This window comes from Nonomuraea sp. NPDC003709 (assembly GCF_040610775.1).
GTDB classification, from domain to species: domain Bacteria; phylum Actinomycetota; class Actinomycetes; order Streptosporangiales; family Streptosporangiaceae; genus Nonomuraea; species Nonomuraea angiospora_A.
The window spans coordinates 685,011-704,848 of the sequence record NZ_JBEXMW010000001.1; the positions used below are offsets into that span (position 1 = coordinate 685,011).

Below are 19,838 nucleotides of genomic sequence, written 5' to 3' on the forward strand. Positions count from 1 at the left end.
GCCTCCGGAACGATGACGGACGCAACCATTCCCCCTACGACAGAGCGTTCGCGCGGTGTCGTGCACTGGGTCCGCCGCGGCGGACTCTCGACATTGATCTTCTTCATCCCCCTTCTCGCGTCATTCGGGCTGTTCTCCTGGTGGCCGATTCTCCGCTCCCTGCTGCTCAGCCTGCAGCGCACGAACTTTCTCACCTCCGAGTGGGTCGGGCTCGACAACTTCGCCCGCGTCCTGAAGGACCCTCTTCTGCTGACGGCGACCTGGAACACCCTGTGGTTCTCGATCCTGGCCTTCGTGATCGGGTTCCCGGTACCGGTGCTTCTGGCGGTGTTCATCGGCGAGTTGCGGCGCGCGCGGAGGATCGCGTCCGCCCTCGTCTACCTGCCGGTGATCTTCCCGCCGGTCGTCGCCGTGCTGCTGTGGAAGGCGTTCTTCGACCCCAGCCCCAAGGGGGTGTTCAACACCGTGCTGGGCTGGTTCGGCCTCGGCCCTGTCCCCTGGCTGAACGACGGCGATCTGGCCATGCCGTCGATCGTGCTGCAGGCGACGTGGGCGTCGTTCGGCACCGCCACGATCATCTACCTGGCGACGCTGATGAGCATCCAGACCGAGTTGTACGACGCCGCCGAGGCCGACGGAGCAGCGGTGTCGCGCCGGTTCTGGCACATCACCCTGCCCCAGATGCGCGGCGTCCTGCTGGTGATGTTCCTGCTCCAGGTCATCGGCACGTTCCAGGTCTTCACCGAGCCGTACATCATGACGAACGGCGGTCCGGAGAACCGCACCGTCACGATCTTGATGCTCATCTATCGTTACGCCTTCATCTCCGGCGACTACGGCCGAGCCACCGCGTTGAGCGTCCTGCTGGCAGTCGTCCTCTCGGCCCTGTCCGCCGTGTACCTCTGGGCGACCAGACGCTGGAGCACCTCATGACCACCGAATCCGGTACGTCCGAACGCGGCATCCTCTCCTTCCTCGATCGTCGCAGACCTGTCGTCCGCGTCTCGGTCGCGGCGATCGGCACGCTCGTCATCGCCGGCCTCGTGATCCTCTGCGCGGGCCCGCTCTTCTGGCTCTTCAAGGCCGCCACGTCGACCACCACCGAGACGCTGTCGGCGCCGTTCTCCCTGTGGCCCAGCGGCATCCACTGGGACTCGTTCGTTCAGGTGTGGACACGCGTCGACTTCGGCCGATATTTCTGGAACACACTCGCGCTCATGGCCGGGTCCCTGTTCCTGGGGCTCCTCGTCGCGACGACCGGCGGCTACGGTCTGGCGGTTCTCCGGCCGAAGTACGCCAAGGCCGTGTTCGCGGCGCTCCTCGCCACCCTGTTCATTCCCGGCGTGATCTCCCTTGTGGCGCTCTACCTGACCGTCATCGACATTCCGCTCGTCCATGTCAGCCTGCTGGGCTCGATGTGGGCGGTGTGGCTCCCGTCCTCGGCCAACGCCGTCAACGTGCTGCTCATGCAGCGATTCTTCGCCAACATCCCCCGGGAGCTCTTCAACGCGGCCCGCATCGACGGAGCGGGACCCTTCAGGATGTTCTTCTCCATCGTCCTGCCGATGTCACGCCCGATTCTCGGCGTCGTCAGCCTCCTCACGCTCGTCGGCTCCTACAAGGAGTTCCTCTGGCCGCTGCTCGTCCTGCCGAACCCGCAGGACCAGCCGATCTCGGTCGCGCTGCCGAGGCTGCAGAGCTCCATCGACTTCTCGCAGTTCATGGCCGCGCTCTTCATCTCGGTCATCATCCCCGTCGGTCTCTTCCTCGCTCTCCAGCGCCAGTTCCTGCAGGCGGCAGGCAACGCCGGCGCGCTCAAGGGCTGAGCCGACGCTCCGTCCGCACCCGCACCAAGGACACCGATGCCCCACTTCGACCTGCCCATCGACCAGCTCCGCGCGTACCGGCCAGAGGTCCGGGTCCCCGCCGGCTTCGACACCTTCTGGCGGCAGACGCTCGCCGACGCCCGGAAGGCGGGCGGAGATCCGCACTTCACCCCGGCCACGACGCCGCTCGTCGGGTGCCACGTCCTTGACGTGCGTTTCCCGGGGTTCGCCGGCGACCCGATCGCCGGCTGGCTGCTCCTGCCGCCCGGCGACGGGCCCCACCCCGCCGTCGTGCAGTTCCTGGGTTACGGGGCCGGCCGCGGACTGCCACACGAGTACCTTCCGTGGGTCGCAGCCGGATACGCGTGCTTCGTGATGGACTCGCGTGGCCAGGGCTCCACCTGGGGAGTCGGCGGGGCCACTCCTGACCCGCACGGGTCCGGACCGGCGGCGAACGGTGTCATGACCCGTGGCATCGAGGATCCCGGGACGTACTACTACCGGCGGCTGTTCACCGACGCCGTCCGTGCGGTCGACGCGGTGCGCCGGCACCCGTCCGTGGACGCCGCCCGCGTGGCGGTGTCCGGCGGGAGCCAAGGAGGCGGCATCGCGCTCGCCGCCGCGGGCCTGTCGGAGGACCTCGTGGCCGTCTTCGTCGACGTGCCGTTCCTGTGCCATTTCGAGCGCGCCGTCGGCCTGACCGACCGCGAGCCGTACGCGGAGATCACGCGCTATCTCTCCGTGCACCGCGAGAGCGCCGAGCGGGTTTTCGACACGCTCTCGTATTTCGACGGTGTGAATCTCGCGGCTCTGGCCACCGCTCCCGCCCTGTTCTCGGTCGCGCTCATGGACCAGACCTGCCCTCCGTCGACGGTTTTCGCCGCGTTCAATGCCTACGCGGGCCCCAAGGAGATCACCGTGTACTCGTTCAACGGCCACGAAGGCGGAGCCGCCGCCCAATGGCCGCGGCAGGTCGCCCTCCTGACGGGGACGGCACGGGCATGAGCGCGCGCTTCGGGGTCAACTACCTGCCGCGGGAGAACTGGTGGTACGCCTGGGCAGAGGACGATGACGACGCGTTCGCGGAGGATCTCCACCAGATCGCCTCGCTCGGGTTCGACCACGTGCGCGTGCAGTGCCTGTGGCCGCTCTTCCAGCCCAACCCGTCCTGGGTGTCGCCACGCGCGCTGCGCCGCCTCGTCCGCCTGCTCGACCGTGCGGCGGAGAGCGGGCTCGACGTCTGCGTGACCGTGCTGAACGGCTGGCTGAGCGGCTTCGACTTCCGGCCGTTCTGGCTGAAGGACGTCGATCCCTTCACCGACGCCGCGGCCGTCAGCGCCGCGGAACTGCTCGTCGGCACCGTCTCGCGAGCGGTCGAAGGCCACCCGGCGCTCTGGTGCGTCGACGTCGCGAACGAGCCCAACGTCCTCATGCGCCGTCTCAAGCCAGGTGAAGGCGAGGCCTGGGCCGCGAGGATGCTCCATGCCGCTCGTGCGGCCTCCGTGCCGGTCACCGTGGGAGTCGACCATGTGCCGTGGATGAGCGATGACGCCCCGATCAGACGGGCGTTCGTGGCCGGCGCGTGCGATCTCGTCCCGGTGCACGCGTGGCCGTTCTTCACCGGTGCTCTGGCCAGGGTCGGGGAGGAGCGCGCCTGGGCCATCCCCGACTATCTCGCGCAGGTCGCCCGCGCGACCTCTGGCGCCGCGGGCAAGTCGCTGTGGATCCAGGAGCTCGGGGTTTCCCCGCTCTGGCTCACGGACATGGCCGTGGAGGACTTCGCCGAGCGGATGTTGCGGCGTGCCGCCGCGATCCCCGGACTGGGCGCTGTCACGTGGTGGGCGTCCCACGACATCAGCCGCCGCTTCACCGGCTTCGACGAGCTCGAGTACGGCCTGGGCCTCATCGACGCCGAAGGACGGGTGAAACCGATCGGATCGCGGGTGGCCGAGGTGGTCGCGGAACTGCGTGACCGGCCACGCGGACAGGCGGCAGCGGAGCCGACGATCACCCTGCCCGCCGGACGGGCGCCCGACATTGACTTCGCCGAAGGCTGGTTCGCGCGCATGGAGGCGACCGTCGGACCCGCAATCGTTCATGAAAGGGGCATGTGATGAGCGAGCGTACGCTTCACACGGACCTTCTGGTCGTCGGAGGAGGGCTCGGGGGAGTCGCCGCCGCGTTGACGGCGGCGCGCCTCGGCATCCGGGTGGTGCTCGCCGAGCGGTCGGACTGGCTCGGCGGCCAGCTGACCACGCAGGCGGTTCCGCCGGACGAGCACCGGTGGATCGAGACCGAGCTCGGCTCGACCTCGTACCGCGAGCTCCGCGAGATCATCCGAGCCCACTATCGCCGCCTTTACCCGCTTGCCCCGGACGCGGCCGCGGACCCGCAGCTGAATCCGGGTCGAGGCAACGTCTCGCGGCTGTGTCACGAGCCGAGGGTGGGCGCGCTGGCGATCGAGGAACTGCTGTCTCCGCACCTCGCCTCGGGCGCGATCACCTTGCTGCGGGAACACGACGTGGTGAACGTGGACCGCCGCGACCGGCAGATCGCCAACGTACGGCTGCGCAGCCGGGAAGGCGACCTCGTCGATGTGACCGCCCGCCTCGTGGCCGACGCCACCGAAGAAGGTGACCTCCTGGAGCAGGCCGGCATGTTCTTCACGATCGGGGCGGAGTCGCACGACGACACCGGCGAACTCCACGCACCGCCGGAGCCGGATCCACGGGATCAGCAGGCGGTCACCTGGTGCGTGGCACTCGAATATCGCGAGGGTGAAGACCACACCATCGACAGGCCCGGCGACTATGAGCACTGGCGCGACACCGTGGACCCCCGCTGGCCCGGCCCGCAGCTGTCCTGGAAGGACATCGTGCCCGATACGGGTGAGGTGCGGTGGCGGCCGCTGTTCGTCCACTCGCCCGAGCAGGCCGTCCACACAGGCGCCGACGACCTGTGGCACTACCGCCGGATCCTGTCGCGGCAGAACCTCGACCCGAGCTTTCCCGGGGGTGAGATCACGCTGGTGAACTGGCCGCAGATCGACTACTGGGAGCGTCCGCTGCTCGGTGTGAGCGCGGAGGAGCGCGAGCAGGCGCTGGCGGAGGCGCGCTCCCTCACCCGCAGCTTCGTCCACTGGATGCAGACCGAGGCCCCTCGCCATGACGGCGGCACCGGCTATCCCGAGCTGCGCCCCAGGGGCGATGTCACGGGCACCTCGGATGGCTTGGCGAAGGAGGTGTACATTCGCGAGTCACGCCGGATCCGTCCCCTGTTCCGAGTGACCGAGGCGCACATCGGGGTGGAAATGCGGGGGCCCGGCGAGGGAAGCGCACTTTTCGAGGACAGCGTCGGCATCGGCCACTACCGCATCGACCTGCATCCCAGCACCTCCGGCCGAGGCTATGTCGACATCGACTGCTTCCCGTTCCAGATTCCGCTCGGAGCCCTCATCCCGGTCGACGTCGACAACCTCGTCGCCGCGAACAAGAACATCGGCACCACCCATGTCGCCAACGGCGCGTACCGGTTGCATCCGGTCGAATGGTCCATCGGCGAGGCGGTCGGCGCTCTGGCGGCCCAGGTCGCCGGGACGGCTCAGACCCCGGCGCAGCTCCGGGCCGATCCGGCGAGCCTCCGCCGCCTGCAGCGACGTCTTCGTGATGACCTCGGTGTCACTCTCGAGTGGCCCGATGACATCCGCACCGGTCGGTCCGCGAGCTGAGCCGGCCGTTTCTCACCCGGATTCCTGGGGGCTCCAGGCGATGATCTGGCCTCTTTCGGTGATGCGTTTCCGAAGCTGCTCGGGGTCGATGTCCTGAACGGCGACCTGGTTCCGGATCGCCAACGTCGCCGCGACGGCAGCCGACTCCGCGAGAACGCAGAAGACCGGTTCCATGCGGGTGGCCGCGTACGCGATGTGCGTCGCCGACAGGCAGACGGGCACGAGCAGATTCGCGCAGTCGCTCTTGTGCGGCGTGATGACCCGGTAGGGAACGGGGTACGGCCGGCCCGTTCCCAGGTGTCCGCCGATGAACATGTCGCCCTCGGTCGCCACCCCGAGTTGCCCTGTTTCGCAATCGCGATGAGCGATGCGCCGGGCGGGGTACACGTCCACGCCGAAGAGGGCGAGCCCGATGGCATCGGCGGGATCGGTCTGGTTCAACACATCCGCGTGGGTAAGGGTGTACCGGCCCTTGAGGCGCCGGGATACCCGTACATAGAGCTGGTGCGGCCACCCGTCGGTGTCCGGGAAGACGCCGGCGTCCAAGCCGTACGCGGCCGTCTCTCGCCGGAACTCCTCGGGCACCTCAGGGTGGGTCGAGAGGAAGTGGTGCAGGCCGCGGAGATAGTCGATGTGGTGGCGCCAGATCCGCGACCGGACGTTCCAGTCGCCGTCCTGGTAGTCGTGGCTCACGCCGACGGGCGCATTCGTGACAAGGGAGGCGCGCTGGTAGTTGTATTCACCTGAATTGAGCCATCCGGGAAACACAGCTCGGAGTCTGTCCAGCTGGTCGCCGGTGCCCGTGCTCACGGACTTGATGTGCTCGACGTAGCGGCGGACCAACTCGAATGTGTCAGGTGAGTAGTCGTCCGGCGCGGTGATCTCAGCCCTGTGACGCTTGTCCGACGTCAGATAGAAACGGAAGTTGTATGCCTGGGTGTAGCCGTCCGCCGAGCCGATCGGCAATCCGTGGTCCTCGTCGATGAGCGGGATGAGCCCACTGGTGGGATCGCCCGGTACGACGTAGGGGTCGATCGGCGTCCAGTTCGTGATGTGACCGACGCCTGCCGGTGCCTCGCCGAACGCCTGGCGCGATTCACGTCCGGTTCGATGAGGAACCTCTGCGAGAGCCATCAGGTCACCTTCGTAAGAAGCGTCGACGAAAATCGACGCCGATATGCTGAAAGGCTCTCCCGATTCGGATGCCGGCGGCGGCACTCCCCATTTGCTCGGCGGTGAAGGCTCAAGCTGGATGGTGTCGATATGGTCGCCGTTTCGCGTCGCCGAGCGGATGCGGTGCTCGAAGATCACTTTGATGCCGGCCTCGGAAAGCCACTCGTGGAACCCGCGCACGATGTCCGGGGGATGGTCCCCGAAACGAAAGATCACGTCGTTCGTCAGTCCTCCGACAGCCTCGGGAAGGGGGCAGTCCTGGAGCGGTTTGATTCCTGAGCCCAGCATTCCTCCGAGCCGACGACCTGGCTCGACGAGTATTACGGAGTTGCCTTCCTGGTGTGCCGTGATGGCGGCGACACAGCCTGCGGGCGTTCCACCGTACACGCAGATATCGGCCCTCAGCGTCATCGATTCCGTCCTGTTCGAGATTGGTCCTCATATTTTTTCGGACTGCGCAGGACCACGGAATGGCGATTTTGGTGGAGATCATGCACATTTTGATGAGAGGCCATGGGATGGGTCTTGATGGTTACCTGCTGGCACCCCGGCGCCCGCAGTTCAGCCACGGTTCCGACACGTACGAGGGGTGGTGCATGCTGCTGCCGAGGAACGGAACGTTCTCCTATGAAGTCGAGGATGAAGCGGCGCACAGAACCAGAGCGGTGGGTGCCGCCGGGCTTCGGGGCGAGGCGCATTTCGGCGATGTCGTCATCAGCCCGCCGGGCAGCACGCTACGGCGGCAGATGAGAACGCCGACGTCGTTCTTCTTCGCGCGATTCCTGACCGCTCTGGAGCCGCCGATCGGCTGCAGTCGATTGCGCGACGTCGATCGCCTGCGCGCCGACCTCGCACTTCTCGAATCCACGCAATCCGCTTCCGATGAAGGTCATCAAAGGTTGGATGCGGAGATGGTCGCGGCGCATGTGGTCGACGACGTGCTCATCACCCTGCTTTGGGAGCGGACGCGGGGAGACGTGCGTGAGGACGTCCTGGTGCGGAAGGCGACCGCCTGCATCCTGGAGTGCTTCACCTCGCCGGATCTTTCGCTCGGCGATCTCGCGAGGACGCTGGGCGTCAGCTCTTCGCTGCTCTCGCGACGCTTCCGGGACGTTCGAGGTGTCACGCCGGGCCAATACCTTCGTGGCGTCAGGTTGCAGAAAGCGCGGGAGCTGTTGACCGGGACCGACTTCACCCTGCAGACCATCGCCGAACGGTGCGGATATCGCAGCGCGTTCTACCTCAGCCGGGTCTTCAAAGCCACCACCGGTCAGTCGCCTTCTGAATATCGCGCGGGGAGCCCGTCCATCAGGTGATCGAGCGCAGGAACTCACCGTGGCGTGCGCCGGCACGATGGCGATCCAGCCGTTGACCTCGGCCACCCAGCGGGATGGTGAACACCATGTTCCTGGTGACCAAGAACGGCGTGGTCGTCGTGGACGCCCCGCTGGACCTGGGCGGAAACCGCCGAATTCATCAAGGAGGCGCACGACGGCAACCGGCCTCTGCCCAACGAAACCTTCGGCGGAACGAGAAGCGAGCTGGACCTCGACGGAGAGCGGTTCGTCCTCGAGTACAAAGGAGACTGGCACCTGCCGGGCAATCTGTTCATCCACCTCCCGGAACATCGGATCCTGACGGCGAGTCACATGGCCCTCTTCGGCACTCCTGACGACGTCCAGACGCATCGCGAGTACATCCGCGACCTGCGCACCTCCACCATTGAGGCGCTGCGCGAGGTGGACCTGAGGGAGGCCGCCGCCGCTGCCGGTGTGCCGGTCGACAATCGGCAGGCCCGGCTCAAGGTCAGCGTCGTGGCATGGAGCGCTTTCATGGACTGACCGGATGGCAGCTCGAAAACGAGTTCTCCCTGGATGTGGCGGTTCAATAGGGTCACGTCATGACGCTCTTCGGTTCGGTCATCGACGTACGCCCCCTGTTCCCGCGTGAGCGGCAGGCCATGCTGGACCTGCTGCGTGCCCTGGACCCGGCGGACTGGGCCAGACCGACGATCTGCCCAGGGTGGGACGTGCACGACGTAGTCGGTCATGTCCTCAACGACTACATGCGGCGCCTGTCGGGCAGCCGCGACGGGCACGGGGGCGCCGTCTTCGCCGACGACGAGACGCTTCCCGCCTACCTCGCGCGGACCAACGACGAGTTCGTCCGAGCCGCCCGTCAGCTCAGCCCGCAACTGCTGATCGACCTGCTGGAGCACCTGGGGCCGCAGTTGGACGCCCTCTGGGCGGCACGCGACCTGCAGGCGCCCGCCGACCTGAACGTGTCCTGGGCCGCCACGGACCTCGACAGCCCCGCCTGGCTCGACATCGGCCGCGAATACACCGAGTTCTGGGTTCACCAGCAGCAGGTCCGCGACGCGGTTTCCCGGCCCGGGGCCACCCAGCCCGATCTCATGGCGCCGGTGCTGGACCTCTTCGCATGCGCGCTGCCGCACACCCTGAGGACGTACGAACGTCCTGAGGGGACAGCGGCTCACCTGGAGGTGCTCGGGCCGGCCGGCGGGCAGTGGAGCGTGGCCAGGCGGGGCGGCCGATGGCAGCCGGTGATGACCGGCGACCGCCCGGCCGCGCGGGTCTCGATGGACCAGGACACCTTCTGGCGGCTGGCGACCAGGGGCATCAGCGTCGAGGAGGCCCGCGCACGCTCGAACCCGAGCGGCGACCCGGAGCTCACCGCGGCCATGACGACCTTGCTCGCCGTCGTCGCCTGAAATCAGCTACCGCAGCCCGCGACCACTTCCCCACCTGCGACACAGGACCGCTTCACCCGTCACATTCACTGACGCCGGTCGGCGTGCAGGCGCGCGAGCTGCCGGTCGTGCAGGCGGGTGAGGAGCAGGAGGGACGCGACGGCGCCGATGAGGGCGCAGGCCATGTCCCACTGGGTGTCCCACTGGTCGCCCTGGACGGCGAGGAAGGCGTCGGCCGCCGACCCGGCCGCGAGCGCCGACCACCACTCCAGCATCTCGAAGAAGGCGCTGAAGGCCAGGCAGACGCAGACGGTCAGCGGGGCCAGCCACGCGCTGCCGCGCAGAGGGGAGGTCCGCACCAGCACCTCACGGACCAGGATCGCGGGCACGAACCCCTGCACCAGATGGCCGACCCGGTCATAAGGGTTGCGCGACAGCGCCAGCACGTCCTGCAGCCAGTGCCCGAACGGAACCCGCGCATAGGTGTACTGCCCCCCGACGATCAGAACCAGCGCGTGTACGGCCAGCAGGCAGCACAGCAGCGTGGTGAGCGGGAAGCGCCGCCAGAGCACCACCAGGAGCGGCAGACCACCGATCACCCAGAAGGTCTCCAGGAGCCAGGTGAGCCGGTCGTAGGGACGCAAACCCGAGACGACCAGAGCGAGGAGCACCACGGCGGCCAGCACCAAGGGCAGCCGCCGGGCGGCGGAAGCAGGAGTCATGCGATCAGCCTCGAAAGCGGTGGGGGTGAGAGAAGCGAGGGGAGCAGGTCATCTTCATCGACCGCCTGATGTCCGGATCCGTGGGACAGGCGTCCTTGCGGACATTCGTCGTGCGCCCACAGACTATCCACATGACAACGAATCGGTCCGACGAAGTGATCTTCGCCGTGTCCGACGGAGTGTTGCTGCTCGATGTGGCCGGCCCCGTTCAGGTCTTCAACGACGCCGGTGGGTATCGGGTGCGGTTGGCTTCGCCGGACGGGCAGCCCGTTCGCAGCGATGTCGGCATCTCGCTGAGCGTGGACCTCGCGCTGTCGGATCCGGACCTCGACGTGGACACGCTGGTGGTGCCGGGCTATCCGAGGAGGTCGTCAGGGGTTCTCGGGTCCGCGCTGGTCGACAGGCTGCGGGAGCTGGCGCCGCGGGCTCGGCGGGTGGTGTCCGTGTGTACGGGCGCGTTCCTGCTCGCCGAGGCCGGGCTGCTCGACGGCCGGCGGGCCACGACCCATTGGGACGCCTGCGCCGAGTTCGCGGCGCGGTTCCCGGACGTCACGGTGGAGCCGAACGCCATCTACGTACGCGACGGCTCGATCGTCACGTCAGCGGGTGTCACCGCCGGGATCGACCTCGCGCTGGCGCTTGTCGGGGAGGACCAGGGCGAGGACCGGGCCCGTGCCGTGGCCAAGCACCTCGTCGTGTTCCTGCAGCGTCCCGGCGGGCAGCGCCAGTTCAGCGTCCCGGGCGCCGCTCCCGCGCCCCGCAACCCGACCGTACGCCGCGCGCTCGACCTGGTCGCCGCGGACCTGTCCGCGGACCATCGCCTCGCCACGATGGCCGCCGGCCTGGCCGTCAGCGAGCGTCACCTGACCCGCCTGTTCCGCCGCGAGCTGGGGTCGACGCCGGCCCAGTTCGTGGAGCGGCTCCGGGTCGAAGCGGCGCAGGCCCGGCTGGAGTCCGGGGACGCCATCGTGCGGGAGATCGCCAAGGCGTGCGGCTTCGGCTCGCAGGAGACGATGCGCCAGGCGTTCCTGCGGGTGCTCGGTGTGGCGCCGTCGGCGTACCGGAATCGGTTCCGGCTGGCCGGCCACCGGCCCGTGGCGGATCCTCAGACCCAAGGCTGACGGCGTTCAGTACATCTTCGTGGTGGTGTGCTGGACGGCGGAGGGAGCCAGGCGGACGCCGTTGGCGGTGACCCGGTGGCCGCGGGTGTCGGTGACCCGTACGGAGAAGGGGCCCTGGCCCGCGCCGGACTCGGCGATCCAGTAGTTGTAGTCGGCCCTGGCCAGCTTGCGCCACGCGCCGCCGGCGGTCTTCACCTCGACCGAGGTGAGCGGGTTGCCGTGGTTGTTGACCAGCAGGGCCAGCCACCACTGCGACGACCCCTCCTTGACGCGGAAGGAGAGCGGTTTGCCGATCCTCGGGTTGGCGGCCGGTCTGTAGGTGACCCCGACCAAGCCCCTGTCGGGGTCCGCGACGCGGGCGAAGGCCCTGCGGCTGAGGTCGATGTGCCCGGCGGGGCACTCCGGGCACTGGTCGACGACCTTGACCTGCACGGAGCCCTTCGGGCCGGTGACGGTCAGGTAGCCGCCGCAGGCGGCCGCGGCGCGGTACTCGCCGCGGGAGAGCGCGACGTAGAGATCGCCGGCGGGAGGCGACGGATAGGAGCAGTTGCCGCCCCCGGACCGGAGTTCGTAGAAGGTCGCCTTACCGCTGGTCGCTTTCGCCGACGCGCCGGCGGCCGCGGTGCTCTCCTTGCTCCGGCCGGATTGGGCCAGGGCGGAGGCAGGGAGGAGCGAGGTCGCGGCGAGCGCGGCGGCGAGAACAGTGGGTAAGCGGCGCATCCAGGTTTTCCTCTCATATGTGATGGATGCGACAGTAGCGAAATCGGTATATCTCGGTACGGTAAAGCTGCAGATCTTCCGTGATATGTCCGGGAAATAGCCGGTTATTGCCCTGGATGTTCAGGCAGCGGCAATCGACACTCGCGTCATGAAATCGATGACGAAAGCACTGCTCGCCGGGTCGGTGCTGGCCTGCCTGGCGGTGGCGGGCACGACGGGCACGGCGCACGCGGCCATCGGACGGCTGACGTTGATCAGCGGGACCGCCGGCGTCAGTTTCAGCTACACGACCTGCCAGCCGCCCCGGGATCAGCCGGTGGAGCTGTACGAGGTCGACACGTTCGACAACCAGCCGGTTCCCGGCTGCCAGGTCGTGCTCACCGGCCGTACGGGCGCGAGCCAGGTGCTCTGCGTGGGGCGCGGAAGCCTGCCGCCCGAGCTCCGCCAGGTGCTTCGCGTCCGGATGCAGCCGGGCACGGCCCCGCCCTGCGCCTACGGGCCGGCGGCGGGCAGCTGATGCGAATCGGCTGACGCCAGGTGGGCGCGGATGCTCTCGGCGTCCACCCCTGTCTCTTCGGTCCGGTCGATGCCGAGGGCGGACATGATGGTCAGGGCCTCGCTCCAGTGGCGCCGGGCGTGGTCGGGCCGGCCAAGCGCGGCGTGGGCGTGGGCGAGGCCGTCGTGGGCGCGGGCCTGGTCGCTCGGCTGGTGAAGGTCCGAGGCGAGGTCCAGCGCCTGGCGGTGGCAGTCGAGCGCCTGGTCGGCCTGGCCGCGGGCATGCTGCAGCCGGCCCATGCCGTGGAGGGCCTCGAACTGCCAGTTGCTGTTGCCGATCTCGCACGCCAGGCGCAGGGCCTGCTCGTAGCAGTCGTACGCCTCCTCGTACCGCCCCTGGAAGCGGTGCAGGTGGCCGAGGCCGTTGAGGCTGTCGAGCTCGCCGAGCCGGTGCCCGGTGCCGCGGGCCAGGCCCAGGGCCAGCGTGAAGTAGTCGGTGGCAGGGCCGTGCGCGCCCTGCCCGAGGTGGATGAAGCCGATGCCGAGCAGCGCCCGTAACTCGCCGGTGCGGTGGCCGATCGAGCGGGCGATGACGAGCGCCCGCGCCAGCTCGCCGGCGCTCGTGTCGTACCACCCCATGATCCGGTGGACGTTGCCGGCGGCGATCAGCGCGTCCAGCTCACCCGTACGGTGACCGATCGCCCGGGCGATGTCCAGCGCCTGCTCGAAGTGCTCGGCGGCCCGCGCGTACTCTCCCTGGAACCCGCGGACCATGCCGATGCCGTTGAGCGCCCGTAACTCGCCCGCTCGATGACCGATGGCGCAGGCGATGGCCAGGGCGCGGGAGGAATCCTCCAGAGCCGCCTCGTACCGGCACTGCATCTGACGGATCTCGCCGAGCCCGAGGAGGGCCTCCAGCTCGCCCGTACGGTATTCGGCGGCCCGGGCCGCCGACAGCGCCCGCTCCAGGAGCGTCTCGGCCTCGGCATACCGGCCGCGGGTGCGCAGGCACCGGTGCAGGGTGGCCGACAGGTGCCGGACGTGTTCGGAGAAGCCGTGCTCGGCGGCCAGCTGCGCGAGGCTGAGCAGGTTGGACAGCTCGGCCTCGAGCCACGCGGCGGCGTCGGCCACCGCGGGCGGCGCCACCTCGCCCGGCGCGATACGCGGCCGCATGTCCGCCTCGTAGGGATAGAGGAGGTCCATCGCCGCCGAGGCCGCGCGGCTGTAGTGGTTCAGCAGCCGCGCCGAGGCGGCGCGCCGGTCGGACTCGGGCTCTTCTCCGGCGGCCCGTTCGGCGGCGTGTGTCCTGATCAGGTCGTGGAATCGGTAGCGGCAGGGGATCGGCTCCTGCAGCAGGTGGACCTCCAGCAGCCGGTCCAGCAGCGTCGCGGCCCGCTTGACGGTGGTGGCCAGCAGCGCGGCGGCCGCGTCGGGCGCGAGGTCCATGCCGGGGTGCAACCCCAGCAGCCGGTACGCCCGCCGCTCGGCGTCCGTGAGCTCCTGGTAGGACAGGTCGAGCGCGGCGGTGACGCTGTGCTGCCCGGCGCGCAGCTCGCTCAGCGGGTGCTGGTGCTCCTCCAGCCGCTGCAACAGGTGCCGCACGCTCCAGGCCGGATGGGCCTTCAGCCGGGCCGCGGCCAGGCGGATGGCCAGCGGTAACAGCCCGCACCGCCGTACCACCGCGGCCAGCACCTCCCGCGGCACCCCCGCGACCCGCTCCTCGCCGGCGGTGCCGGTGAACAGCGCGATCGCGTCCGCGAGCGGCAGCACGTCGACCGACACCGTACGGGCGTCGTCCAGCCCGACCAGCCGCCGCCGGCTCGTCACCAGCACCAGGCAGCCGCCCGCACCCGGCAGCAGGGGCCGCACCTGGGCCTCGTCGGCGGCGTTGTCCAGGACGATCAGCATCTTCCGGTCGGCCAGCACGCTGCGATAGAGCGCGGCCCGGTCGTCGAGGTGCTGCGGAATCGTCTCCCCGGGCACGCCCAGCACCTCCAGCACGCGGGCGAGCGCGTCGGCCGGGTCTGCCGCGGGCATGCCCCGCGTGTAGCCGTGCAGGTCGACGAACAGATCACCGTCGGGAAAGCGCGGAGCCAGCTGGTACGCGGCGTGCACGGCCAGCGCGGTCTTGCCCACCCCCGCCATGCCGTCGATGGCGGTGACCACCACCGTGGCGGCGTCACCGACGTCGTCGAGAACGGCCAGCTCCCGTGCCCGGCCGATGAACGCCGCCGCGTCGGCGGGCAGCTGCCGCGGTGTCGGCCGCGCGCCGTCTGACAGTCCGTTCGCGGCACGCGTCAGAACGGACACCTCCGCGGCGTCCAGGCCCAGCGCTACGGCCAGCGAGCGCACCGACGCGCTGCGCGGCCGCCGCAGCTCGTCCGCCTCCAACCGGCGAACCGTGCGGACGTTGAGCCCCGCCCGCGCCGCCACCTGCTCCTGGGTCAGCAGCGCCCGCTCACGCCAGCTCCGTAACAACGCGCCCAGGCCCGGCCCCCCGACCGGACGGCCCGCCTCGGCGCCGTCGCGTACTCCTGACGGCATGAACCCATCTCCAAGTGGTCAGCTGTCCGGATCAAGAACGAGCCTATGTCATTCTCCATCGGCCCGCTGGCCCTGGCGCAGGCGCTACAGGAGGCTGTCGCGCGCGTAGGCGGCGGCCTCCGTGCGGTTGCGTACGCCGATCTTGGCGAAGGCGTTGTTGATGTGCGTCTTGACCGTCGTCTCCGCGATGAAGAGCGCCGAGCCGATCTCCGCGTTGCTCATCCCCCGGGCGACGAGCCTCAGCACCTCGACCTCCCGTACGGTCAGCCCGTCGGGACACGCCGAGACCGGCGGCGGCGCGGCACGGGACAGCGCGTCCACCAGCCGGCGGGACACCGCCGCCGAGAACGTCGACTGCCCGGCGGCGGCCGAGCGCAGGGCGGCGGCGATCTCCGCGCGCCCGGCGTCCTTGGTGAGGTAGCCGCAGGCCCCGGCCAGCAGGGCGGAGTCCACGGACCGGTCGTCGTCGTACGTCGTCAGCACCACGACGGCCACCTCCGGATGCGCGCGGGCGATCCGCCGCGTGGCCTCGACGCCGTCCATCACGGGCATGCGCAGGTCCATCAGCACGACGTCGGGGCGGAGCTCGGCCACCAGGCGCAGGGCCTGTTCGCCGTCCCCGGCGTCGCCCACCACGTCCACGTCGTCGACCAGGTCCAGCAGCGCCACCAGGCCCTCGCGCATGAGCTGCTGGTCGTCCACGACCAGGACCTTCATTCCGGCACCTCCGCCCGTACCTCCCACAGGCCCTGCGACGGTCCCGCGTTCAGCGTCCCGCCCGCGAGCGCCAGCCGCTCGCGCATGCCCTGCAGCCCGTGCCCGGATGACGGCGCCGCGGCCGCGTACGGATTGCGCACCACCAGCCGGACGGCGCCCTCACCGTAGCCGATCTCCACCGTGACCGGCTCGCCCGGCGCGTGCTTGGCGGCGTTGGTGAGCGCCTCGCGTGCCGTACGCAGCAGGCAGACCTCCGCCGCCGGGGTGATCGGCCGCCGCGTGCCCGTCGTACGCAGCTCGGCCGGCACCTCGTGGTCCCTGCGGTGCTCGGTGACCAGCAGGCTCAGCGCGTCGGGCAGCGGTGGCACGTCCTCGCGCAGCGCCGCCACCGCCGAACGGGCCTCGACCAGCCCTTCCCTGGCCAGCGCCCGCGCTCTGCGGACGCGCGCCACCGCCCCCTCCACGTCGCCCCGCTCGGTGAGCATGGCCTCGGCGACCTCCAGCTGCACCCCCAGGGCGCCGAGGGAATGCGCGAGCACGTCGTGCAGCTCCCTGGCGATGCGGGTCCGCTCGTCGAGCGCCATGGCCCTGGCCCGGTCGTGCTGGGCCTGCCGGTACTGGCGGCGCTGCAACGCGAAGAGCACGGTGAGCATCACGACCGTCCCGCGGACCACGATCGCCGATCGCGGCTGCTCCCACCACAGCAGGCTGCCGACCATGAGCACCAGGTCGGTCGCGGTGACCGCGGCGATCGCTGCCATGCTCGGCGTCATGTGTGCCGCGAACAGCAGCAACATCGCGAACACGAACACCGTGGGCGCCGGCTCGACCGACCCCGACACCGACGCCGCGACCGCCGAACCCGCCGCCAGCGCGGCCACGGCCACGCGCGGGAACCGGCCGTCGAGCAGGACGAAGGCGAGCCAGCACGCCATGGACACGCCGAGCGCGGACCACAGCAGCGCGGGGACGCGATCGGGCTCGGCGGCCGCCAGCGACCAGGCGAGGACCAGGCTCAACAGCAGCCTGACCAGGCGCCCCGTTTCGGGGTCGTCGGCCGCCAGGAGCCGTACGACCCGCCCCCACACCTCTCGCATCGCCTAGCGCGAGTCCTTCAAGGTCAGAATCATGTCCACCAAGATAAGCCGGAAGGCCACGAAACCGACGACCACCAGCAGCGCCACGACGACGATCGCGAGCAGGAACTTGCCGTTCATCTTTCCCCCGTTGGCGTCCAGGAGCCGGTGCAGCAGTTCGAGCCAGAGGCTGCCCGGCCGTCCAGAGTGCTTGTCCATGCCTGGGACGGTAGGGACGGGGCGGGGTGGAGCGGCACCTCCGAAGGGTGGAGAGCGGGGTGGAGGCGCTCTGTCATGATGGGCTGATGCCCCCGGAGACCGCTTACCACGGCGCGCTCGGAGACCAGTTCGCCGAGCATGCCACCACGAGCCCGTACAACGCCTACGTCGACCGGCCCGCGATGCTGGAGCTCGCCGGTGACCTCGCCGGGACGAGGGTTCTCGACGTCGGGTGCGGAGCCGGGCACTACGCGGCCGAGCTGCTGGCCCGCGGGGCCGAGGTGGTCGGTGTCGACGGGAGCGCCGCGCTGCTGGGCCACGCGCGGGCCCGGGTGGGGGAGCGGGCCGAGCTCCTTCTGCGCGATCTGGAGGAGCCGCTGGACTTCGCCGATGACGCGTCGTTCGACGGGGCCGTGTGCGCGCTGGTGTATCCCCACGTCACCCGCCGCGCGCAGTTGCTGGGCGAGTTGCGCCGGCTGCTGCGGCCGGGAGGGTGGCTCGTGGTCTCGACCGGCCATCCGACCGCCGACTGGCAGCACTTCGGGGGCTCGTACCACGCCGGCGACTGGGTCGAGCTTCCCATGGGCGACGGCCCGTTCTCGATCCGCTTCCAGCGGATGTCGCTGGAGGTTTTCCTGGGGGAGCTGCTGGCCGCCGGGTTCGTCCTGGAACGGGTCGTCGAGCCGCGCCCGGTGGCCGCCCTGCGGGAGATCGACGAGGCCGCCTACGACAAGCTGAACGAGCGGCCGTCCTTCCTCGCTGTCAGGCTCGTACGCCCCTGACCGCGGCCGCGGGGTTCTTCAGACGGCCACCGGGGTGAGCCGGTTGCGGACCCATGAGGCGGCTGCCGCGGTCGGCCAGAACCGGCTCGCCAGGTTGCGTGCGGCGATCCCGGCGCGGGTGGCGGGGACCATCATGGCCGCGGCCGTCGCGACGCTCCCCTGGCGCGGGTCCACCAGGGTGCGGTGCTCGGCCTCGTACCGCGCGAAGGCCGATCGCGGGTCGGCGGGGGTGGCGGCCAGCTCCTCGGCGAGGGTGTAGGCGCCGGCCATGGCCAGGGTGGAACCGTCGCCGAACAGCGACACCGACGAGGCCGCGTCGCCCAGCAGCGCTATACGTCCTTCGGCCCAGGAGTCGAGGCGCACCTGGCTGACGGAGTCGAACCAGAGGTCGTCGGTGGCGCGGACCTGGTCCAGCAGCTCCGGCACGCGCCACCCGTCACCTGCGTAGGCGTCGGTCAGGATCCGCTTGTGCTGCGCGAGGTCGCGGTGGTTGAAGCCCCGCACCTCCGGGTGACGGAAGATGAAGGCCGCCAGGGCGCGGCCGTGTACGGGGTGGACGGAGGCCAGCCGGCCGGGGGCGTTGTGCAGGACGACGTCCTGCTGGTTGTCGGCCGGGCCGTCGAGCTGCATCGTCGCGACGTAGAGGCCCATGTGGCGGACGAACGCGGACTCGGGCCCGAAGGCCAGCCGCCGGGTCGTCGAGTGGAGCCCGTCGGCTCCGATGACGAGGTCGAACCGGCGCGGCGCGGCCTTCTCGAAGGTGACGTCCACGCCGTCGCCGTCCTGGCTCAGCGCGGTCATCGTGTCGCCGAACAGGACCTCGGCCGAGTCGCGGCTCGCCTCGTACAGGATGGCCGCCAGGTCGGTACGTGTCACCTCCACCTCCCGGCTGCCGGACGCCTGCCGCAGCGCCCGCATGTTGACCCGCCCGACCTGGCGGCCGGAGGCGTTGACGAAGCTCATCGCCGTCACCTGCGTGGCCGCCTCGCGCAGCCGCGGCATCACGCCCATGCGGTCGGCCACGGTCACGGCGGGGCCGCGGACGTCCACGGGGTTGCCGCTGGAGCGCAGGCCGGTGGCGCGTTCGACGACGGTGGGCCGGAAGCCGTGGCGCGCCAGCCAGTACGCCAGCGTGGTGCCGCCGATGCCGGCTCCGGAGATCAGGACTGTCTTCATGACTCACTCCTCGGGTTGCCGTGGTTCGACGTGACCATATGACGAGATTTGAAAGTTAGTCAATCGCTAGTTGATGAGTTGACCAGATTTCGCATTTGGTCATATGGTCTGCGGGTGAGCGCCGAACGACTCCGAGACCCGCGGCAGCGAGCCGAGCGGGCCGCACGGATCCTCGACGTGGCGGCGGACCTGCTGCTGCGCCACGGCTACCGGCGGGTGACCATCGACGACGTGGCCGCCGGGGCCGGCATCGGCAAGGGGACCGTCTACCTGCACTGGAAGACCCGGGAGCAGCTGTTCGGCGCGGTCTTCGCGCGTGAGGTGCTCCGGGCGATGGATGAGCTGCGCCAGGCGCTCCGGGAGGATCCGCGGGCATGCCTGCTGCACCGGTTCGCGCGGGCCTACTTCCTGGCCATCGCGAACCGGCCGCTGCTGCTCAGCTTCCTCCTGGCCGATCCCGACCTGGTCGGCAAGCTGACCAGCTCCCCCGACCCGGCCCGCGACGAGCGGCACGGCGCCATGGCCCGCGACTACCTGGGGCTGCTCGCCGAGCACGGCCTGCTTCGCGAGGACATGAGCGCCGATGAGCTCGGGTTCGCCTACCAGGCGACGTTCGAGGGGTTCCTGCGGGCGGGGGGCGCCTCGGACGGCCGGGAGCAGCGGGCGGACCTGCTCGCGCGTACCGTCCGGCGGGCGTTCGAGACCGAGTCCGCGGTCCCCGACGCCACGTTGCGGGACGTCGCCGCGGCCGTGGTCACCTTGCTCGGCGACGTGATCGACGCCGACCGCGCCGAGTCCGGCATCCCCGAGGGGTAGAGCGCCGGCGCGCC

General features: G+C 70.0%; 20 protein-coding genes. 12 read left to right on the top strand and 8 right to left on the bottom strand.

Features of this window, described 5'->3' with window-relative positions:
• Positions 1 to 60 precede the first annotated feature (60 nt).
• The 5 genes from ABZX61_RS03270 to ABZX61_RS03290 are packed head-to-tail and all read left to right on the top strand — an operon-like array spanning position 61 to position 5,553.
• Entirely contained in the window at positions 61 to 933 is an 873-nt protein-coding gene (locus ABZX61_RS03270) for a sugar ABC transporter permease (RefSeq protein ID WP_355191109.1), read from the top strand.
• Positions 930 to 1,826, top strand: coding sequence for a carbohydrate ABC transporter permease (locus ABZX61_RS03275; protein ID WP_355191111.1), 897 nt, complete (start codon positions 930 to 932; stop codon positions 1,824 to 1,826). Before ABZX61_RS03270 ends, ABZX61_RS03275 begins: the two co-directional genes overlap by 4 nt.
• A gap of 36 nt (positions 1,827 to 1,862) precedes the next feature.
• Positions 1,863 to 2,831 carry an acetylxylan esterase gene (locus ABZX61_RS03280; RefSeq protein ID WP_355191112.1) on the top strand — a complete coding sequence of 323 codons (969 nt, stop codon included), beginning with the start codon at positions 1,863 to 1,865 and terminating at the stop codon, positions 2,829 to 2,831.
• Entirely contained in the window at positions 2,828 to 3,940 is a 1,113-nt protein-coding gene (locus ABZX61_RS03285) for a hypothetical protein (RefSeq protein ID WP_355191114.1), read from the top strand. The genes ABZX61_RS03280 and ABZX61_RS03285 overlap by 4 nt, the downstream gene beginning before the upstream one ends.
• Entirely contained in the window at positions 3,940 to 5,553 is a 1,614-nt protein-coding gene (locus ABZX61_RS03290; RefSeq protein WP_355191116.1) for an FAD-dependent oxidoreductase, read from the top strand. Before ABZX61_RS03285 ends, ABZX61_RS03290 begins: the two co-directional genes overlap by 1 nt.
• Before the next feature lie 12 nt (positions 5,554 to 5,565).
• Here the strand turns inward: ABZX61_RS03290 and ABZX61_RS03295 are convergent, their stop codons facing one another.
• Positions 5,566 to 7,137: an FAD-dependent oxidoreductase gene (locus ABZX61_RS03295; protein ID WP_355191118.1), complete on the bottom strand. Its 1,572-nt coding sequence runs from the start codon at positions 7,135 to 7,137 to the stop codon at positions 5,566 to 5,568.
• Between the two features lie 59 nt (positions 7,138 to 7,196).
• Between ABZX61_RS03295 and ABZX61_RS03300 the strand changes: the two genes are divergently transcribed.
• The 3 genes from ABZX61_RS03300 (at position 7,197) to ABZX61_RS03310 (ending at position 9,457) form a co-directional block, all read left to right on the top strand.
• On the top strand, positions 7,197 to 8,042 hold the full coding sequence (locus ABZX61_RS03300; protein ID WP_355191120.1) for a helix-turn-helix transcriptional regulator: 846 nt from the start codon (positions 7,197 to 7,199) through the stop codon (positions 8,040 to 8,042).
• 333 nt (positions 8,043 to 8,375) lie between these two features.
• The gene (locus ABZX61_RS03305; protein ID WP_355191122.1) at positions 8,376 to 8,567 is read left to right on the top strand and encodes a hypothetical protein; all 192 of its coding nucleotides are present in this window, start codon (positions 8,376 to 8,378) and stop codon (positions 8,565 to 8,567) included.
• Between the two features lie 59 nt (positions 8,568 to 8,626).
• Positions 8,627 to 9,457 carry a maleylpyruvate isomerase family mycothiol-dependent enzyme gene (locus ABZX61_RS03310; RefSeq protein WP_355191124.1) on the top strand — a complete coding sequence of 277 codons (831 nt, stop codon included), beginning with the start codon at positions 8,627 to 8,629 and terminating at the stop codon, positions 9,455 to 9,457.
• Between the two features lie 65 nt (positions 9,458 to 9,522).
• Here ABZX61_RS03310 and ABZX61_RS03315 read toward each other — a convergent pair whose 3' ends face one another.
• On the bottom strand, positions 9,523 to 10,158 hold the full coding sequence (locus ABZX61_RS03315) for a DUF2238 domain-containing protein (protein WP_355191126.1): 636 nt from the start codon (positions 10,156 to 10,158) through the stop codon (positions 9,523 to 9,525).
• Positions 10,159 to 10,289: 131 nt separating this feature from the next.
• Between ABZX61_RS03315 and ABZX61_RS03320 the strand changes: the two genes are divergently transcribed.
• Positions 10,290 to 11,279: a GlxA family transcriptional regulator gene (locus ABZX61_RS03320; RefSeq protein WP_355191128.1), complete on the top strand. Its 990-nt coding sequence runs from the start codon at positions 10,290 to 10,292 to the stop codon at positions 11,277 to 11,279.
• Positions 11,280 to 11,285: 6 nt separating this feature from the next.
• On the opposite strand, the gene ABZX61_RS03325 is transcribed toward ABZX61_RS03320, so the two are convergent.
• A complete protein-coding gene (locus ABZX61_RS03325; RefSeq protein ID WP_355191130.1) occupies positions 11,286 to 11,999 on the bottom strand; it encodes an expansin EXLX1 family cellulose-binding protein in 714 nt (237 codons plus the stop codon).
• Between the two features lie 148 nt (positions 12,000 to 12,147).
• On the opposite strand from ABZX61_RS03325, the gene ABZX61_RS03330 reads away from it, so the two are divergent.
• A complete protein-coding gene (locus ABZX61_RS03330; protein WP_355191132.1) occupies positions 12,148 to 12,516 on the top strand; it encodes a hypothetical protein in 369 nt (122 codons plus the stop codon).
• Here ABZX61_RS03330 and ABZX61_RS03335 read toward each other — a convergent pair.
• From ABZX61_RS03335 to ABZX61_RS03350, 4 genes are all read right to left on the bottom strand, one after another.
• The gene (locus ABZX61_RS03335; protein WP_355191134.1) at positions 12,492 to 15,038 is read right to left on the bottom strand and encodes a tetratricopeptide repeat protein; all 2,547 of its coding nucleotides are present in this window, start codon (positions 15,036 to 15,038) and stop codon (positions 12,492 to 12,494) included. The two genes, ABZX61_RS03330 and ABZX61_RS03335, sit on opposite strands and share 25 nt — an antisense overlap.
• 84 nt (positions 15,039 to 15,122) lie before the next feature.
• The gene (locus tag ABZX61_RS03340) at positions 15,123 to 15,755 is read right to left on the bottom strand and encodes a response regulator transcription factor (protein ID WP_355191136.1); all 633 of its coding nucleotides are present in this window, start codon (positions 15,753 to 15,755) and stop codon (positions 15,123 to 15,125) included.
• Positions 15,752 to 16,852 (bottom strand): histidine kinase, encoded by a 1,101-nt coding sequence (locus ABZX61_RS03345; protein ID WP_355191138.1) that lies wholly within the window; start codon positions 16,850 to 16,852, stop codon positions 15,752 to 15,754. Before ABZX61_RS03345 ends, ABZX61_RS03340 begins: the two co-directional genes overlap by 4 nt.
• 3 nt (positions 16,853 to 16,855) lie before the next feature.
• Positions 16,856 to 17,050 (bottom strand): hypothetical protein, encoded by a 195-nt coding sequence (locus ABZX61_RS03350; protein WP_185079465.1) that lies wholly within the window; start codon positions 17,048 to 17,050, stop codon positions 16,856 to 16,858.
• Between the two features lie 86 nt (positions 17,051 to 17,136).
• On the opposite strand from ABZX61_RS03350, the gene ABZX61_RS03355 reads away from it, so the two are divergent.
• Entirely contained in the window at positions 17,137 to 17,832 is a 696-nt protein-coding gene (locus ABZX61_RS03355; RefSeq protein ID WP_355191140.1) for a class I SAM-dependent methyltransferase, read from the top strand.
• Between the two features lie 18 nt (positions 17,833 to 17,850).
• On the opposite strand, the gene ABZX61_RS03360 is transcribed toward ABZX61_RS03355, so the two are convergent.
• Entirely contained in the window at positions 17,851 to 19,008 is a 1,158-nt protein-coding gene (locus ABZX61_RS03360; RefSeq protein WP_355191142.1) for an FAD-dependent monooxygenase, read from the bottom strand.
• Positions 19,009 to 19,122: 114 nt separating this feature from the next.
• On the opposite strand from ABZX61_RS03360, the gene ABZX61_RS03365 reads away from it, so the two are divergent.
• Complete coding sequence (locus ABZX61_RS03365; RefSeq protein WP_355191144.1) at positions 19,123 to 19,824, top strand: helix-turn-helix domain-containing protein; 702 nt, start codon at positions 19,123 to 19,125, stop codon at positions 19,822 to 19,824.
• Positions 19,825 to 19,838 lie beyond the last annotated feature (14 nt).

Bases quoted from the DNA above. Each gene is read 5' to 3' on its own strand.
- ABZX61_RS03275 (WP_355191111.1), top strand. From the start codon at position 930: ATGACCACCGAATCCGGTACGTCCGAACGCGGCATCCTCTCCTTCCTC.
- ABZX61_RS03280 (WP_355191112.1), top strand. From the start codon at position 1,863: ATGCCCCACTTCGACCTGCCCATCGACCAGCTCCGCGCGTACCGGCCA.
- ABZX61_RS03285 (WP_355191114.1), top strand. From the start codon at position 2,828: ATGAGCGCGCGCTTCGGGGTCAACTACCTGCCGCGGGAGAACTGGTGG.
- ABZX61_RS03290 (WP_355191116.1), top strand. From the start codon at position 3,940: ATGAGCGAGCGTACGCTTCACACGGACCTTCTGGTCGTCGGAGGAGGG.
- ABZX61_RS03295 (WP_355191118.1), bottom strand. From the start codon at position 7,137: ATGACGCTGAGGGCCGATATCTGCGTGTACGGTGGAACGCCCGCAGGC.
- ABZX61_RS03300 (WP_355191120.1), top strand. From the start codon at position 7,197: ATGGCGATTTTGGTGGAGATCATGCACATTTTGATGAGAGGCCATGGG.
- ABZX61_RS03305 (WP_355191122.1), top strand. From the start codon at position 8,376: ATGGCCCTCTTCGGCACTCCTGACGACGTCCAGACGCATCGCGAGTAC.
- ABZX61_RS03310 (WP_355191124.1), top strand. From the start codon at position 8,627: ATGACGCTCTTCGGTTCGGTCATCGACGTACGCCCCCTGTTCCCGCGT.
- ABZX61_RS03315 (WP_355191126.1), bottom strand. From the start codon at position 10,158: ATGACTCCTGCTTCCGCCGCCCGGCGGCTGCCCTTGGTGCTGGCCGCC.
- ABZX61_RS03320 (WP_355191128.1), top strand. From the start codon at position 10,290: ATGACAACGAATCGGTCCGACGAAGTGATCTTCGCCGTGTCCGACGGA.
- ABZX61_RS03325 (WP_355191130.1), bottom strand. From the start codon at position 11,999: ATGCGCCGCTTACCCACTGTTCTCGCCGCCGCGCTCGCCGCGACCTCG.
- ABZX61_RS03330 (WP_355191132.1), top strand. From the start codon at position 12,148: ATGAAATCGATGACGAAAGCACTGCTCGCCGGGTCGGTGCTGGCCTGC.
- ABZX61_RS03335 (WP_355191134.1), bottom strand. From the start codon at position 15,038: ATGCCGTCAGGAGTACGCGACGGCGCCGAGGCGGGCCGTCCGGTCGGG.
- ABZX61_RS03340 (WP_355191136.1), bottom strand. From the start codon at position 15,755: ATGAAGGTCCTGGTCGTGGACGACCAGCAGCTCATGCGCGAGGGCCTG.
- ABZX61_RS03345 (WP_355191138.1), bottom strand. From the start codon at position 16,852: ATGCGAGAGGTGTGGGGGCGGGTCGTACGGCTCCTGGCGGCCGACGAC.
- ABZX61_RS03350 (WP_185079465.1), bottom strand. From the start codon at position 17,050: ATGGACAAGCACTCTGGACGGCCGGGCAGCCTCTGGCTCGAACTGCTG.
- ABZX61_RS03355 (WP_355191140.1), top strand. From the start codon at position 17,137: ATGCCCCCGGAGACCGCTTACCACGGCGCGCTCGGAGACCAGTTCGCC.
- ABZX61_RS03360 (WP_355191142.1), bottom strand. From the start codon at position 19,008: ATGAAGACAGTCCTGATCTCCGGAGCCGGCATCGGCGGCACCACGCTG.